Genomic DNA, 16,253 nt, shown 5'->3' with positions numbered 1-16,253 from the left:
TTATTGTGAAGGATAAACCTTCCCGTCGCTGGAAGGTCAAGGTAAAGCATAACGATCATAATCAGTCCGGAAGACTTTGTGGCTGCTATCCATAAACACAAAGTGGTTAAATCGTGAAATATTTGTTTTTTGAGCCAAACTACTCTTGAAAAACAATGATAACTACTACCTACCCTCTGCAAGGATAAAAACGGACAATAAATATGAGATGCATTCTGCTGACCATAAGTTTATTTTGGTGTTTTTCCTGGATCACCGCTTTCGCTCACTTTCCTGCAAAAGAAGAATTATATGAGTTATGCCATCTGGATGATCAGGATGAAGCTGAGCGCAGATTGCATGAGCAGTTGCGATGTCACAATTATGAAGATGGCGTCAATTTGTTTCGATGGTTTACAACCGCTATAGATGAGCGCCCATTCAGTTATCCTTCATTTTTTTTCATATCTTCAGGTAATCAACGGCTAACCCGTTTATTAATAAACAGGATGTCAGATATTATAAACCAGCCAGTTTTGATGCCTCTTCATGAGCCTTTGCTTCACACACTTATTAATACAGATTTGTTTTATTCTGTCAGTGTTGGAAACCTTGAAAGAGTGCTATTCCTTTTAAACCAGCATCCGCGCCAGGCACGTATTCTTGATCATAATCGTCACTCACTGTTGAGCTATGCAGTCAGGCATGGGCATGATGACATCATAAGAAGCCTCTGGGCGAGCCTGATGCCTGATTTTCCTGACATTGATGGAAATAACCTGATGCATCTGGCAGTACAATACAATCAAACTTCAACTATACGCCTGCTTTTGTCTTTAGGTTATCCGCTGAATAATAGAAATCGCAGAGGGGAAACACCTCTGTTCCAGAGCGTGCTTGAAGGTCATGAATTCGCCACAAGGCAGCTATTATCTCAGGGAGCAAATCCTGATATTGCAGACAATACCAGTCAACGACCATTACAGATCGCGTTTGCCAGAGGCCATACAAATCAAGTTATAAGTTTAATTGAACATCAGCTAGCACCTATAGAAAATGCCCTGGGAAGGTATATGGACATCCAGACAGCCGAAACTGAAGCTATCGCGGTTAATTGTTTGATAGGTCATAGTTCAGCGGACAATACCTTTACCAACGGCGTTTACGGCCACTCTCTTATCAGAAGCCCACACAGGCAAAACCTGTTAAGACTCTGTCAAAATCTGCGAAGTCAGGCAGGGCAGTTAGCTCAGGCACTTCTGCTTAACCAGGCAACACAACAAAGTTTATTTCATGACTTGCAGCTGCGCGGTCCTGAACACCAGAACCGGCTAGAGGAACAACGTCAGCAGTTGCAGGCTTTCAGGGAGCGTCTACAGCAGGTACTGCAACGCCTGCAAAACGATTTGCAACGAATCAGGCAAAATGCCTGCAATGGTCAGGCACGTTAACCGTCGCACAGCACTTTGACACAGGCGATTACTGTCATTTCAATCAAACTGTCATAATATTTCAGAAAAGTGTCAGCTTTGTAATATTTCTGAAACATAAACCCTTTACCTTCGCCACCATCATTAACGCACTAAGGTGCAAAGACATGTCTGAGATGACAGCCGTTAATTCCGTTTCAAACGACAAGATGATGACCCGCCACTATGGTCGCATCTGGTTAAAGGTAATCCTCTGGATTTACGCCCTGCTGGTTGCCGTAAGTGTTGTAGGTTCCGGTTTCAAAATGGTGGTCGGCGGCAACGCTGCTGAACTGTTTAACTTTGCCAACAATGCTTTTCTGGCTCTGATTGCCGGCACCCTGGCAACTGCACTGGTGCAGTCTTCCAGTACGGTGACATCTATCATTGTGGGACTGGTGGCTGGCGGACTGCCAGTACACATGGCAATCCCAATGATTATGGGTGCCAATATTGGTACGACTATTACTAACACGGTCGTTAGCCTGGGTCATATGGGTTGTAACAAGGAGTTCAAGCGGGCTTTTGCGGCTTCCACTATCCATGACTTCTTTAACTATCTGGCGGTGCTGATTATTCTGCCGCTGGAACTGATGACCGGATTCCTGAGTAAACTGTCCCTGTCCGTGGCTGAAATGCTGATTGACACTCAGGACATGAGCATGAACTTCAACATTGTGAAGTTCCTGACCGCTCCGGCAGAAGACATTATCAAAGGTTTTGCAAACCTGCTGCCTGACACCACCCTGGGCGGTCTGGCAATGATTTCCTTCGGTATATTCCTGATTTTCTCAGCCGTAGTTCGTCTGGGCAAACTGCTGAAAAAGGTAATGACCGGCAAGGCGAAGAATGTTCTGGAAAAATCCATTGGCCGTGGTCCTGTTTCCGGCATTGCTTCCGGTGCCGCCATGACCGTCATGGTTCAGTCGTCTACCACCACCACCTGCCTGATGGTGCCAATGGTAGGCAGCGGACTGTTCACGGTTCGTCAGATGTACCCTGTGACTCTCGGTGCCAACATTGGTACTACGATTACTGCCATTCTGGCTGCCACTGCCATCTCTGCCGATGCCGCGATGCCTGCCATGACCATCGCTCTGGTACATCTGTTCTTTAACCTGTTTGCTGTCGCCTTTATTTACGGCATCAAGCCTCTGCGTGAAATCCCGCTGTACGCAGCCGACAAGCTGGCTGATCTGGCAGTGAAGAAGAAGGCTTACGCATTTGCCTATCTGGCACTGGCATTCTTTGTAGTGCCTGCACTGGCGATTCTGGTAACAAAATAACTATCGGTCGCGCATTAAACGCCCTGCAATTCATCATTGCAGGGCGTTTTTATTCGTTAGAACAACACTTCCACCCCAACCCACAGCTGTCTGCCCGGCTCATGAACCCTTAAGGCTTCAGGGTTAAAGGGATCGCGACTGCTGCGATTGACGTGCAGGGCATAGGTTCGGTCAAACAGATTTTCGACACCACCCTGCAGCTTTAAACCTTTAGCCAGCTGATACCAGCCATGCAGATGCATCACGCCATAGCCTGACGATTCACCAACATCCAGCCCACTTTGGGTATCCACCTTATTCTGCCGGGCTGCAAACTCACATCTTGCACCGAGTAACCAGTGACCGGTGTTGTAATCCAGTTTAATACTGCCCATCAGAGGTGGGATCTGTGGCAGGTTTTTCTGTTGCGAATCATCACGGTTTTCGCCCCGTGTCCATGACAAACCAATGGCTGGTTGCCAGTGTCCAACGTCGTAGCGAGATTCCATTTCCACACCATATAAACGTGCATCGACGTTTTTATACAGTCTGGCCCCTGTTTCTCCTGAAGTACGGAGGATAAAGTCGTTGACCTCATCGACAAAAGCCATCACCCGAAACTGTGCCTGCTCTGTCTGAAACTGATAACCGGCATCCAGCTGATGATGAATCTCGGGCTTTATCCGGGGGTTACCGACCCAGTCATCGCTGCCATGACAGCAGGAACCTCTGGAAGCGATGTAACGTTCAGAAGCATCAGCCGTCCGGACGCTGCGGCTGGCACGCAACTCAACAGACTGTGCGGATGAAAGATCATGAACCCAGCTCACCAGACCACTGCTGTTACCTTCACTGACTTTACTGGCCTTGTAACCGTAGTACTTCTGGTAAAGCGCATCCGGACTGCTGGCTCCCAGCGTTCCGGCAGCGGCTTTCGTCGCTTCCGCTTTAAAGTCATCATAGCGACCACCCACCCTGAGGTGGTTTTTATCGCTCAATTCATAATCCAGTTCAGCAAACAACCCTGCCTGACGATATTCAACGCCTGGCCACATATGAGACTGATACTGGTCAGCCTGTGAACGGTTGTCCAGAGCTACTTTATAGCGTCTGGCATCCCGGTCATTGGCCTGATAGTCGACACCAATACGCAGCTCACTCTTTTCCGTAAAAACAGAACCCTGCAAACGCCCTCCCCAGGTCAGTGACGAGGAAGGTGCTTTCAAACCATTGGGAACAGTGGGTTTGCGTCGCCTGACACTGTAATTGTCCATTCGGTGTTCAACATCAGAACGGTACGCTGACAGTTCGAGGGTATCAAATAGCAGAAAGGACTGGTCGTAACGGGTTTTAAATCGCCAGATATCGGCTTTAGCCCAGGGAGCGTCCATACCATTGCCTGAGTAATACACATCGTCGTCACGAACCGATTCGACATTCAACTCCATGCGGGTAAACCCGGCAACCTCTCCGGAAATAATTAAACCACCGGTATTGGAGTGAAAAGCCGAGCTGACCTTATTGCCACTGCCATCCTTATAGTTATCCCCATCCTGATAAGCACCATACGCCCGCAACCAGTTTTCAGAGTTGCCTGCCGCAATATCCAGAGACAGGTCTTTGGCTCTGGAGTTTCCGGTATACCCCATATTAACCCTGCCGGTAACCGATGGGTGCCAGCGCATACCACGATCGTTGTTAAAGTCAGGATCGTCTCTGGTAAACAGTACCGTACCGCCAGAGCCACCAGCCCCATAGATGACCGACTCATATCCCCGAATGACTTCCACTTTGTCGTACCCGGCCCGACTGACGTAAGTGGTGGGTGGGTCCATTCGCCCCGGGCAGGCACCATGAACATAGGCACCATCCATCAACACATTCAGCTGACTCTGCTGCTGGCCACGGATAATCGGCTCGAAACCTTTACCACCTTTTCTGGAAGCTGTTACACCGGTGATTTCTCTTAAAGCCTGTCCCGCATCAGTAGCAGGAATATTGACCTGACTAACAGATGAAACCGACTCAGACGGCAATAAAGACTCCGACACATCGACCGCAATATCTGGAACATCATCCGCCCGGATAGCCGGTGACAATATTCCAGCAAACATTCCAACAAACACCCCACAGAACACCCCGAAAAGCACGCTGGGAAACAGCCGTAGTTTTTTCATTAACCAACCCTGTGATGACTTCTTATTTTTTCGGTTGGTCAGTATAGGTGTTATGATTACGTACTGAGCAAAAAATCCACAGTTACAGGCAGACATCCATGCAACACGCCCCAGGGCTTGTCTGGTTCAGATCAGATCTCAGGGTTCTGGACAATCCCGCTCTTTATCATGCCAGTCAGCGATGCTCCCAGGTCATTGGTGTCTATCTATTGTTTCCGCAGCAGTGGCAGCTACAGCACGATAGTAATAATAAACTCTATTTCTGGATGCAGAACCTCAGGGTTTTAGAAAACGAGCTCGGCAGGCTGAACATTCCTCTGGTTATTGTCCCGGCCGAATTATTCAGCAAAGCGCCGACGACTCTGCTTGAGCTGGCGAAAACATTTAACACCCAGTCACTCTGGCTGAACGATGAATACGGTGTTTACGAACAAAAGCGGGACAACGACACAGAACGCTTATTCAGACATCAGGGTATTCCCTGCCACCGCTATCATCAGCAAACCCTGTTTATTCCCGGCACCCTCCGAAACAAACAGGGCGACTACTTCAAAGTCTTTACGCCTTTTAAGAGGAATCTGTTTCAGCAGATCACCTCAGAGCAACTTCAACCGCTGCCCGCTCCCGAAAAACAGGCACCTTTATCACTGCCGCATACTAGCCCCGAATCATCGGAACAGCTTTTTCCCCCAACCGCCAGAAACATTGATGACCACTGGCCTGCTGGTGAAGCCGCAGCACACAGCAGGCTGAACACCTTTCTGGTTAATACCATTGAGCAGTACCACAATCAGCGGGACTATCCATCAATAGCCGGAACCAGCTCCATTTCTCCCTGGCTGACCGCTGGTACTTTATCAGTGAGGCAATGTTTTCATCAGGCATTACAGGCAAATAATGGTGAGATGGATACTGGCAACCGTGGCATCACCACATGGCTTGGTGAGCTGGTCTGGAGAGAGTTTTATAAACATATACTGCATGGATTTCCACGGGTTTCCATGCACCGGGCTTTCAAACCCGAAACAGAAAATCTGGCCTGGCAGAGTGACCCGGAACTGCTCAAAGCCTGGCAGGAAGGAAAAACAGGTTTTCCCATCGTCGACGCAGCCATGCGACAGCTGACCAGTACTGGCTGGATGCACAACCGCCTGCGCATGGTCACTGCTATGTTCTTATCCAAAAACCTGCTGATCGACTGGCGGCTAGGCGAACAGTTTTTTATGGAGCACCTGATTGATGGCGACCTGGCCGCCAATAACGGCGGCTGGCAATGGTCTGCCAGTACCGGCACTGACGCTGCACCTTACTTCCGAATGTTTAACCCCACCAGCCAGTCAGAAAGGTTTGATCAACAGGGAATCTTTATCAGGCAATGGCTGCCCGAGCTGGCTCATCTGGATAACCGGCAGATTCATGCGCCATACCAGAAAAGCAAACAACTGGAACTGAACTATCCCTCACCAATTGCAAGCCACAGTGAGTCACGGGAAAGAGTGATGAATGCCTTTAAAGCACTGAAAGATCCGCTTTAATGGCCTGTCCGTTTTGCGTACTCTTCAATGTGCTCTCCCGGTCGATAGTCCTCCAGCAGAAAGGGTGCCTTATCATCACACACTTCAATAAAGTGCTCTTTCTTCTGAAATATTAAACGCATCAACTCCATCTCTTCATGAAACTCACTGGCATGCTCATGATAACCGCCTCCCAGAAGATGTCGGAATTCGTGCTGGGCAACAATGGCATCCATACCGGTCAGGTCACGGGTAAATGGTTTACCTCTGGCATCCTGAGCCTGAATGGTGATTTTCTTCCAGGTGGCGGTTTTGCCAAACGGCTTGCCTTTTGAACTCAGGCAACCATGCCAGAAACAGACTTTATCCCTGGATACTCCGGTAATCACAGGATTAATAAACACTTCAGGAGGGGCGGAACTGTTGACCATAGGGGGAGGGGCAATCAGGAACAGCTGCCAGGGCTTTCCAACCTGATTGGCTGATATTCCCGCAACGTTGGTGGTTATCATTTTCTGCATGGCATCAATCAGGGCATCAATGCGTTTGTCTGGTAACTTGCGAACCGGCTGCGTAGGGCTGTTCAAAATCGCTTCATGCTCAGGGGTATCAAATTGAAAGATAACCAGTTGCTCTTCTTTAAGCGATATTGCCGAGCCCTTCTCAACCGTATCGAGAACAGCCAGCAATATCAGAGCAACGAGGAACCCTGTACCCACCAGAACCAGCCTTCTCACACCACTACCTTCAAGCTGCCAAAAGGGAAAGCATAGACCAATCATCAGCAATGACACTTCCCACCAAAACGTCAGTATTTACCCTTTTATTGACCCAGCCCAAAACAGCTATAACCAACAAAAAACATAATTAATCATCCCTTATAAAGATAATATCTCAGTAGTACTTATGTATCGTAATGTAAAACTCGCCGTGATCGGTTTGCTCTTCCTCTTTCTGTTTTTTCTCCCTGTAGAGATGATACCGATCAGCGGGATAACCGTTGCCGGACAACGAGTGATGGCTATTTTTGCGCTGGCCACCCTGTTGTGGGTCACAGAACTGGTCCCTGCCTACGCTACTTCCCTGACCATTCTTGGTTTGCTGTGTATCGCCACGTCTGATAGCGCACCTTTTCTTCTGAAAGATGCCGTTGAACCAGAGTACATGCTGAGTTATTCCCAGATTATGTCCAGCCTGGCAGCGCCTGTTGTAATTCTGTTTATGGGTGGCTTCTTTATCGCCATTGCTGCGACCAAGTACAAACTGGATATCAATATGGCACGGGTACTTCTGCAACCAATTGGTACTGATTACTCAAAAGTGATGCTGGGCCTGATGGGCATTACTGCTATTTTCTCCATGTTTATGAGCAACACCGCCACCACCGCGATGATGCTTACACTGCTGACACCGCTTCTGAAAAGCATGGATCACAGCGATCTTGGTATTAAAGGCATGATCATGTCTGTACCCATTGCTGCCAACGTGGGCGGCATTGGCACCCCGATTGGCACTCCGCCAAACGCTATTGCCTTCCGTTACCTGACAGGCGAATACGCTATGAGCTTTGGTGACTGGATGCTGTTTGCCATTCCCATGGCCGCCATCCTGATTTTCATCAGCTGGATTCTGTTGCGTAAGGTTTACCCCACAGGTATCAACGCTATTCATCTGGAAATTGACAGTGAATTTGAACAAAGCAGAGAAGCTTTCATTGTCTACGGCACCACTGCAGCCACCATTCTGCTCTGGATTACCGCCAGCCTTCATGGCATCAATTCCTATACCGTTGCCCTGTTGCCCGTTATCGTCTTTTCCCTGTGTGGCATCATCACCACTGAAGATATCAAACAGATTAACTGGGACGTACTCTGGCTGATCGCCGGTGGTATTGCACTGGGTTATGGCCTGGAGAAAAGCGGTCTGGCCAGCGCGGTAGTTCACACCATACCTTTCGATTCCATGGGAATCGTTGTTGTACTGTTCATGCTGTCGATTGTTGCCATGGTCATGGCCACCTTTATGTCCAACACGGCAACTGCCAACCTGTTGATGCCTATTGCTGTTTCCATTGCCACCGTTCTGAGCGGGCTTGATGCCTATGGCGGACTGAGTGTGGTAGTGATCTGTGTGGCACTGTCGGCCTCTATGGGTATGTCGCTGCCAATCAGTACACCGCCCAACGCTCTGGCGCACGCTACCGGAATGGTCGGCAGCAGGGACTTCATCAAGATGGGTAAGTTTGTCAGCAGTATTGGCGTGCTGATGATTTTTGCCTGCATGGTGGCGCTTGGCTCTGTGGGCTATTTCTAAACCTTTCCAAACCAACCAGGCAGACATAGGGAAATGTCTGCTTCTCCATTGAGTCCTGACTGCTACACTTGCGCCATCACCTGTCAGGAGATCGTACCGTGAAGAAAAAAGGTTACCACCCTATCACCGAAATAGAGCCGGAGGAGTGGGCGCTGGGAAGTAGAGGCTTCCAAAGACAATATAAAAAGGGAACTGAAAGTAGATGCAGTCACAGGAGAGATTCTATCGGAACGTTGTGACGGGTAACCTTTAAGGCCAGAAACAATGAGAATCATCTCTGTTTCAGGCCTTATTATTTTATACAAAGTTATAAAGGCTCATCACTGTAAAAAGTTATCCAAAATACTTTTGAGATGGGCCTTGATTTCATCATTGGTCAGGTGTCCAGTATCAGAGTCAAAATTACTGTGGAAGCTTGGCACCGAGAGAGTACCTTTGATCTCAGCAGCAAAGAAAGGCGCAGAACCCGTTGCAGCCGCTAAAACGCTGGAAGCACCTCTGGGTCCGGGTGATGTCGATAAAAATATGACCGCTTTATTCTGGAATACTTTCTGGTCAATACGAGAACACCAGTCAAAGATATTTTTATAGGCAGCGGTGTACGAACCATTGTGTTCAGCGAATGAGACAATAACAGCATCGCTGTCACCTATCTTTCCAAACAGTGACTTTGCCTGTTCCGGAATTCCTGAAGCTTGCTCCCTGTCGATGCTGTAGAGTGGCATCTCATAATCATTCAGGTCAATCACTTCGCTATCAACTTCACCATCAAGAAGGGTTACTGCATAGGTTGCCAGTTGGCGATTGATGGAGTTTTTGCTGTTACTGGCACCAAAAGCTAATACTTTCATAGGCTCTCATTGTTGTTTTTTGATAAAAAAGTCAGGCAACTTTTTGAGGCGCCCAACTCGCGGAGTCAGCCACCTTTTAATACCTTATTTCAAGGCACTTAACAAATATTTAATGACAGGATCCTGTGGAACATCCATCGGTAGAGCTGGAGGTATTCTGCGAGGTGCATTAATAACCCCCCGGTCAAGAAGATCGTTGACCAGCGGCATACAGCTTATGGCACCTTTGCCCACATAGAGACTGGAAGTATCAGTCGCTTTATAAACCTGTAACAAGCCCCTGAGCCCACTGAGGTAAACGTAATCTTTGGTAAAGCCACCACCACGATAGACACGGGTGGACAGGGTAAAGGCTGCATCACGGTTCATTCCACAACTGTCTTCAAGATAGCGGCAGGTCTGCCCAAAGGGTTTGCTATTCAACATTTCTTTTACTGCCATTACTCGAATAGCCGGGCTCTGGAGTCGTTTTCAGGCAACTGAGCCAGTGACAGAGATAAACTCCCGGTCACTGGCTATAGGCTAATCAGAAGAAGTTAATGGATGCCAGACCAATCAGAACCACATAAATCAGTAACACACCCACCGGGCTGATGATTCGCGCCGTCTTGATAAAGTCTTTGGTGTCCACCAGTCCCGTAGCGTGCGCCAGAGCATTAGGCGGAGTACTGATCGGCAGTCCCATACCCAGAGAGGAAGCCAGAGCAACTGCTGTACCCATGACCACCAGACCACCCAGATCAGCAATGCTGGCAATAGAAATCGACATGGAAACCGCAATCGGCATCAGCAGGTTAGCCGTCGCAGTGTGAGACATAAACGTCGCCATCACCATACACAGAATACTGATACCCAGAATAATCATCGCACCGCTGTAGTTATCGAACGGCACCAGGCTAACCACTTTTTCAGCCAGACCGGAAGACGCAAGGCCGGTACCAATAGCAATACCACCGGCCAACAGCCACAGAACATCCCAGCTGATGTTCTTCAGGTCATTCTTTTCAACAATGCCAGTCAAGCTGAATACAGCTACAGGAATAATGGCCACCGCATAGGCGTTAATGCCATGGAAGCTGGAGAACATCCACAGCAGCACAGTCATAATCACAGTGCCGTATACAATGTAAGGCTTCAGGCCCAGCTCAAACTGGGAGTCGATGGTGATGCTGACCTCTTTGCTTTTGGAAGGGTACATTTTCTGCAGCAACCACCAGCTGAAAGCAATCAGCACAACGGTAATAGGCACTGCAAACGCCATCCAGCCACCAAAGCTCAGGGCGTGCTCACCGACAAAGTAACGGAACGCAATCGCATTAGGTGGCGTTCCAATTGGAGTACCCATACCACCCAGGTTCGCCGCTATAGGAATAGAGATTACCAGAGCACGACAGCCCGGATCAGAACTGTCCATTTTGGCCAGCAGCGGTGTCATGATCGTCAGCATCATTACGCTGGTAGCCGTGTTACTCATAAACATAGAGAACACCGCAGTGATGATCATTACACCCAGCATAACGATCTCATATCGCGTTCCGAACGGTTTCAACAGAACACGGGCAAGGTTCAGGTCAAGCTTGTATTTGGCACAGGCCATGGCAATAAAGAACCCACCCAGAAACAGGATAATCACTGGCGAGGCAAAGCTGTTGAAAATCGACGTATAAGGCAGAGCCTCATCCCCCAGGGCTTCACGCAGCGGGAAAGGGGCACTGTTCGTGGTGGTCAGCACCAGTAGCATGATAATCAGCAACGATGTCGCAAAAGCAGGTACAACGTCGCTTATCCACATCATGGTTGCCAGCAGGAAAATCGCCAGTACACGTTGCTGCAGTACGCTGAACATACCTTCCGGGAAAATCATCTGAGGAAAGAAAAACAGAACAAGAAATATAAGTGATATGGGTATCAATTTTTTAAGCGGCATGGCTCAGACTTCCAGAAGGTATCAATTACTAAAACCGGGCGTGTCTTTTTCCTGTCAGTGGCATAGTCAGTACACAAACCTTACGATCGCCATGAAAGTACAGGGCGAAAACAAACGTCATTCGATGATGCATGTTGTTATCGAGGGATCACTTGAAGTTACTGCTATAGACCCGAAAAGACATCAAATTCATTAGATGCATCTATAATGCCTCAATTTTAAAAAAACTGTCCTGAGCCAGATCATTAAAATAGTTAACTTATTAAGTTTTGATCAAAAACAACACAATGAAAGATAAATTTATTTTTTAATCTGAATCAATTTTCTTATTTTGATAATGTTAATTTGATTCAACAATTCACATAATTAATCGCAATTAATTAAAACTTTCCATTGCTTTTTTATTTTCTGGCTTCACAATGAATTTAGGTCAAAAATGGGGAAGCAAACATGCCAAAAATCGAACTGATCAGTTTCAAACTCTGCCCCTTTGTTCAGCGTTCAGTGATCACATTGCTGGAAAAAAACATACCCTTTGAGGTCACCTATATAGACCTGGAAAACAAACCAGACTGGTTTCTGAAAATATCACCCACTGGAAAAGTCCCGCTCTTGCGCATAAACGATGAAGTTATCCTTTTTGAGTCCGCTGTCATTAATGAATACCTGGATGAAATAAGCCCCCCATCTCTGCAGCCTCAGGATCCTCTTGAGAAAGCCCGGAACAGGGCATGGATTGAGTTTGGATCAACACTTCTGATGAGCGGTCACAAGTTACGTGTGGCTCAAGACAAAGATACGTACCAATCTGAACGATCGAACCTGATAAACCAGCTGCAGCAGCTTGAAGAGCAGCTGGATGGTAAAGATTTTTTCAATGGCGATCAGTTCAGCCTGGTTGATGCAGCCTACGCCCCCGTTTTTCGTTCGATCATTTTTCTGGACAAAAACTTTCCGACGGACATTCTCGGTGATACCCCGGGGCTGAAGAAATGGGCAGACAATTTGCTGACCCGACCTTCAGTAAAAAACGCTGTTGTCGATGATTTTGAAGAACTCTCAATCCGCCGATTGAAGTCAGGCAGTTCTTACCTTGTAAGCCTCCTGAGTTCCTGAGCTACCCACATCTTAGGATAGACATTAACAAGAAGTCTTTATGCCACAAGGGCTTCGCTTAATGTCTACCCTAAGAATATCAGCTCAAACCTGCTAAAGCTGGCGGTGGCAGTCTATTAACTTTTATTCGTATTCGGTTTAGTTCTTCGGCGACTGGTTTTCCGGGGTGTCGCTAAAATAGGTTCGGCTTTTTCCCGGGGCTTTCTGGGTGCTTTTTTAGCACCTGAACGCTGACCATCCTTATGCCCTACTTTAGGCTTCTTCGGCTTCTTCTGCTTTCTGGGTCGCCGGGATGGATCATGGCCAGTTTCCGGTACGGTATGCACAGGTTCAAAGCCTGCAATTTCCTTGCGCTCCAGAGTCTGTTTGATCAGTTGCTCAATGTCGCCTAACTGATCGGCTTCATCAGCACAGACCAGAGATACCGCCTGACCGGTTGCACCGGCACGACCGGTACGACCAATACGGTGTACATAATCTTCAGCCACATTGGGCAAGTCAAAGTTTACAACCTGTGGCAGCTGATCAATATCCAGACCGCGAGCTGCTATATCCGTTGCAACCAGCACACGTATATCGCCAGCTTTAAACTCAGATAATGCTCTTGTACGAGCCCCCTGGCTTTTGTTGCCGTGGATGGCCGCTGATTTAATGCCTTTATCATCAAGATGACGGCTTAAACGGTTGGCACCATGCTTAGTGCGGGTAAACACCAGCACCTGCTCCCACTTATGTTTTTTGATCAAATTCGTTAACAGGGCTGGTTTCTGTTTTTTATCAACCGGACACACCCACTGTTTAACTAATTTGGTCGTGGTATTGCGAGGGCTAACAGAAATCTCAACCGGATTATTCACCAGGCTCTTCGCCAGAGTTCGAATCTGATCAGAAAAAGTGGCGGAAAACATCAGATTCTGACGGCGTTCAGGCAGGATGCTCAGGATCTTTTTAATATCATGAATAAAGCCCATATCCAGCATACGGTCAGCTTCATCCAGTACCAGCACTTCAAGATGTTTGAACCGAACGGCGTTCTGATTATACAAATCCAGCAAACGCCCTGGAGTAGCAATCAGAACATCAGCACCACGACGCATACGCATCATTTGCGGATTAATTTTCACGCCGCCATAAACAATCGCGGAGGTTAATGGCAAGTGTCGGCTGTAAGAACGTACATTATCACCGACCTGTGCAGCCAGCTCTCTCGTTGGCGTAAGAATCAAAGCACGAGCCTGATTTGGGCCGGCACGTTCGCCACGACTCAGCAGCTCCAGAATAGGCAGAGTAAAGCCTGCCGTTTTACCAGTACCCGTTTGAGCTGCAGCCATGACATCCCTGCCTTCCAGTACTGCTGGAATTGCCTTGCTCTGAATAGGAGAAGGTGTTTCATAGCCTTCCTCGGCTACCGCTTCCAGAATAGGGGCTGAAAGGCCCAGGGAATCAAAACTCATAAGATATTCTCATGTAGGTTGGGACGAGCGAAGCGTTTATACCCTTCAGGGTAATTCCCAACAAGGGAGGACAGTATAGTCATCACGTTGGGTATCGCTTCGCTCGACCCAACCTACGCTTTGCAATGCAATTCGTGCAAATAGCAAAAAGCCCGACAGATTTCTCTATCGGGCTTTTCTAATTGAGTGCCTGGCGATGACCTACTCTCACATGGGGAATCCCCACACTACCATCGGCGATGTGTCGTTTCACTTCCGAGTTCGGGATGGGATCGGGTGGTTCCAACACTCTATGGTCACCAGGCAAAACTGGTTGAAGTTGAGATGTTAATCTCAGCTTCCGGAATCCAAAATCTGTTTTAAATAAGCTTTGTTCTTGCTTTTACACTCTCTAGTGCATGGCACCAAATCGCTTTGGCGTTATATGGTCAAGCCTCTCGAGTCATTAGTACTGGTTAGCTCAACGCCTCACAACGCTTACACACCCAGCCTATCAACGTCGTAGTCTTCAACGTCTCTTATGTGACCTCTAGGGCCAAGGGAAGTCTCATCTTGAAGGGGGCTTCCCGCTTAGATGCTTTCAGCGGTTATCCCGTCCGAACTTAGCTACCGGGCAATGCGTCTGGCGACACAACCCGAACACCAGTGGTTCGTCCACTCCGGTCCTCTCGTACTAGGAGCAGCTCTCCTCAAACTTCCAACGTCCACGGCAGATAGGGACCGAACTGTCTCACGACGTTCTAAACCCAGCTCGCGTACCACTTTAAATGGCGAACAGCCATACCCTTGGGACCGGCTTCAGCCCCAGGATGTGATGAGCCGACATCGAGGTGCCAAACACCGCCGTCGATGTGAACTCTTGGGCGGTATCAGCCTGTTATCCCCGGAGTACCTTTTATCCGTTGAGCGATGGCCCTTCCATTCAGAACCACCGGATCACTAAGACCTACTTTCGTACCTGCTCGACATGTACGTCTCGCAGTCAAGCTGGCTTGTGCCTTTACACTAACCGCACGATGTCCGACCGTGCTTAGCCAACCTTCGTGCTCCTCCGTTACTCTTTGGGAGGAGACCGCCCCAGTCAAACTACCCACCACACAATGTCCCCGATCCCGGTAAGGGACCTGGGTTAGAACCTCAATATTGCCAGGGTGGTATTTCAAGGATGGCTCCATGCAGACTGGCGTCCACACTTCAAAGCCTCCCACCTATCCTACACAAGCAACATCAAGATCCACTGTGAAGCTGTAGTAAAGGTTCACGGGGTCTTTCCGTCTAGCCGCGGATACACTGCATCTTAACAGCGATTTCAATTTCACTGAGTCTTGGGTGGAGACAGCGTGGCCATCGTTACGCCATTCGTGCAGGTCGGAACTTACCCGACAAGGAATTTCGCTACCTTAGGACCGTTATAGTTACGGCCGCCGTTTACCGGGGCTTCGATCAAGAGCTTCGCCTAAGCTAACCCCATCAATTAACCTTCCGGCACCGGGCAGGCGTCACACCGTATACGTCCACTTACGTGTTAGCACAGTGCTGTGTTTTTAATAAACAGTCGCAGCCACCTGGTATCTTCGACCAGCCGGTGCTTACGGGGCAAGCCCTTCACACCAGCCGGCGCACCTTCTCCCGAAGTTACGGTGCCATTTTGCCTAGTTCCTTCACCCAAGTTCTCTCAAGCGCCTTGGTATTCTCTACCTGACCACCTGTGTCGGTTTGGGGTACGGTCCCTTTTGACCTGAAGCTTAGAAGTTTTTCCTGGAAGCATGGCATCAACCACTTCCCGGCCGTAGCCGGTTCGTCATCAGTTCTCGGCTTTGTGGGTCCGGATTTGCCTGAACCCACAGCCTACGACCTTAAACACGGATAACCATCACCGTGCTGGCCTAGCCTTCTCCGTCACTCCGTCGCAGTCAAAAGGGGTACAGGAATATTAACCTGTTTCCCATCGATTACGTCTTTCGACCTCACCTTAGGGGCCGACTCACCCTGCGCCGATTAGCGTTGCGCAGGAACCCTTGGTCTTCCGGCGGGGGAGGATCTCACTCCCCTTATCGTTACTCATGTCAGCATTCGCACTTCTGATACGTCCAGCATGCCTCCCGGCACACCTTCAACCGCTTACAGAACGCTCCTCTACCGCTCAATGTAAAACATTGAACCCGTAGCTTCGGTGAATAGTTTGAGC

At 48.6% G+C, this 16,253-nt stretch carries 10 protein-coding genes, 2 rRNA genes and 2 pseudogenes (1 of these 14 only partly in view); 6 read left to right on the top strand and 8 right to left on the bottom strand.

The genetic code is table 11. The features are described from left to right. Positions 1-203 precede the first annotated feature (203 nt). Together V5J35_RS14685 and V5J35_RS14680 are read left to right on the top strand one after the other, a co-directional pair. Positions 204-1,430 carry an ankyrin repeat domain-containing protein gene (locus tag V5J35_RS14685; RefSeq protein ID WP_354007858.1) on the top strand — a complete coding sequence of 409 codons (1,227 nt, stop codon included), beginning with the start codon at positions 204-206 and terminating at the stop codon, positions 1,428-1,430. 146 nt (positions 1,431-1,576) lie between these two features. Continuing rightward, entirely contained in the window at positions 1,577-2,734 is a 1,158-nt protein-coding gene (locus tag V5J35_RS14680; protein WP_354007857.1) for a Na/Pi symporter, read from the top strand. A 56-nt stretch (positions 2,735-2,790) separates the two neighbouring features. On the opposite strand, the gene V5J35_RS14675 is transcribed toward V5J35_RS14680, so the two are convergent. Further along, positions 2,791-4,890 (bottom strand): TonB-dependent copper receptor, encoded by a 2,100-nt coding sequence (locus V5J35_RS14675; protein ID WP_354007856.1) that lies wholly within the window; start codon positions 4,888-4,890, stop codon positions 2,791-2,793. A 98-nt stretch (positions 4,891-4,988) separates the two neighbouring features. Here V5J35_RS14675 and phrB point away from each other — a divergent pair, with 98 nt between their 5' ends. Beyond that, entirely contained in the window at positions 4,989-6,425 is a 1,437-nt protein-coding gene (gene phrB, locus V5J35_RS14670; protein WP_354007855.1) for a deoxyribodipyrimidine photo-lyase, read from the top strand. Here the strand turns inward: phrB and V5J35_RS14665 are convergent. Next, positions 6,422-7,141, bottom strand: coding sequence for a peptide deformylase (locus V5J35_RS14665; RefSeq protein WP_354007854.1), 720 nt, complete (start codon positions 7,139-7,141; stop codon positions 6,422-6,424). The genes phrB and V5J35_RS14665 overlap by 4 nt on opposite strands. Positions 7,142-7,310: 169 nt before the next feature. Here V5J35_RS14665 and V5J35_RS14660 point away from each other — a divergent pair, with 169 nt between their 5' ends. Beyond that, a complete protein-coding gene (locus tag V5J35_RS14660; RefSeq protein WP_354007853.1) occupies positions 7,311-8,717 on the top strand; it encodes an SLC13 family permease in 1,407 nt (468 codons plus the stop codon). 162 nt (positions 8,718-8,879) lie between these two features. Then, positions 8,880-8,963: pseudogene (locus tag V5J35_RS14655) on the top strand (hypothetical protein); the annotation flags it as partial. Positions 8,964-9,037: 74 nt separating this feature from the next. Here V5J35_RS14655 and V5J35_RS14650 read toward each other — a convergent pair. The 3 genes and pseudogenes from V5J35_RS14650 to V5J35_RS14640 form a co-directional block, all read right to left on the bottom strand. Beyond that, positions 9,038-9,568 carry an NADPH-dependent FMN reductase gene (locus V5J35_RS14650; protein ID WP_354007852.1) on the bottom strand — a complete coding sequence of 177 codons (531 nt, stop codon included), beginning with the start codon at positions 9,566-9,568 and terminating at the stop codon, positions 9,038-9,040. A gap of 84 nt (positions 9,569-9,652) precedes the next feature. Next, a pseudogene (locus V5J35_RS14645) lies at positions 9,653-10,027 on the bottom strand (tyrosine/phenylalanine carboxypeptidase domain-containing protein); the annotation flags it as partial. A 67-nt stretch (positions 10,028-10,094) separates the two neighbouring features. Next, on the bottom strand, positions 10,095-11,495 hold the full coding sequence (locus tag V5J35_RS14640) for an SLC13 family permease (RefSeq protein ID WP_354007851.1): 1,401 nt from the start codon (positions 11,493-11,495) through the stop codon (positions 10,095-10,097). A 450-nt stretch (positions 11,496-11,945) separates the two neighbouring features. On the opposite strand from V5J35_RS14640, the gene V5J35_RS14635 reads away from it, so the two are divergent. Continuing rightward, positions 11,946-12,611: a glutathione S-transferase family protein gene (locus V5J35_RS14635; protein WP_354007850.1), complete on the top strand. Its 666-nt coding sequence runs from the start codon at positions 11,946-11,948 to the stop codon at positions 12,609-12,611. 116 nt (positions 12,612-12,727) lie between these two features. Here the strand turns inward: V5J35_RS14635 and V5J35_RS14630 are convergent, their stop codons facing one another. The 3 genes from V5J35_RS14630 to V5J35_RS14620 form a co-directional block, all read right to left on the bottom strand. After that, positions 12,728-14,065, bottom strand: coding sequence for a DEAD/DEAH box helicase (locus V5J35_RS14630; RefSeq protein ID WP_354007849.1), 1,338 nt, complete (start codon positions 14,063-14,065; stop codon positions 12,728-12,730). A 188-nt stretch (positions 14,066-14,253) separates the two neighbouring features. Continuing rightward, a 5S ribosomal RNA gene (gene rrf / locus V5J35_RS14625) occupies positions 14,254-14,369 on the bottom strand. A gap of 120 nt (positions 14,370-14,489) precedes the next feature. Next, positions 14,490-16,253 (bottom strand): 23S ribosomal RNA (locus V5J35_RS14620); it runs 1,129 nt beyond the window's last position.

It is taken from the genome of Endozoicomonas sp. NE40 (genome assembly GCF_040549045.1).
GTDB lineage: Bacteria > Pseudomonadota > Gammaproteobacteria > Pseudomonadales > Endozoicomonadaceae > Endozoicomonas_A > Endozoicomonas_A lisbonensis.
Note: the sequence above shows the minus strand (reverse complement) of the source record. Positions and strands in the feature narration are given on the sequence as shown.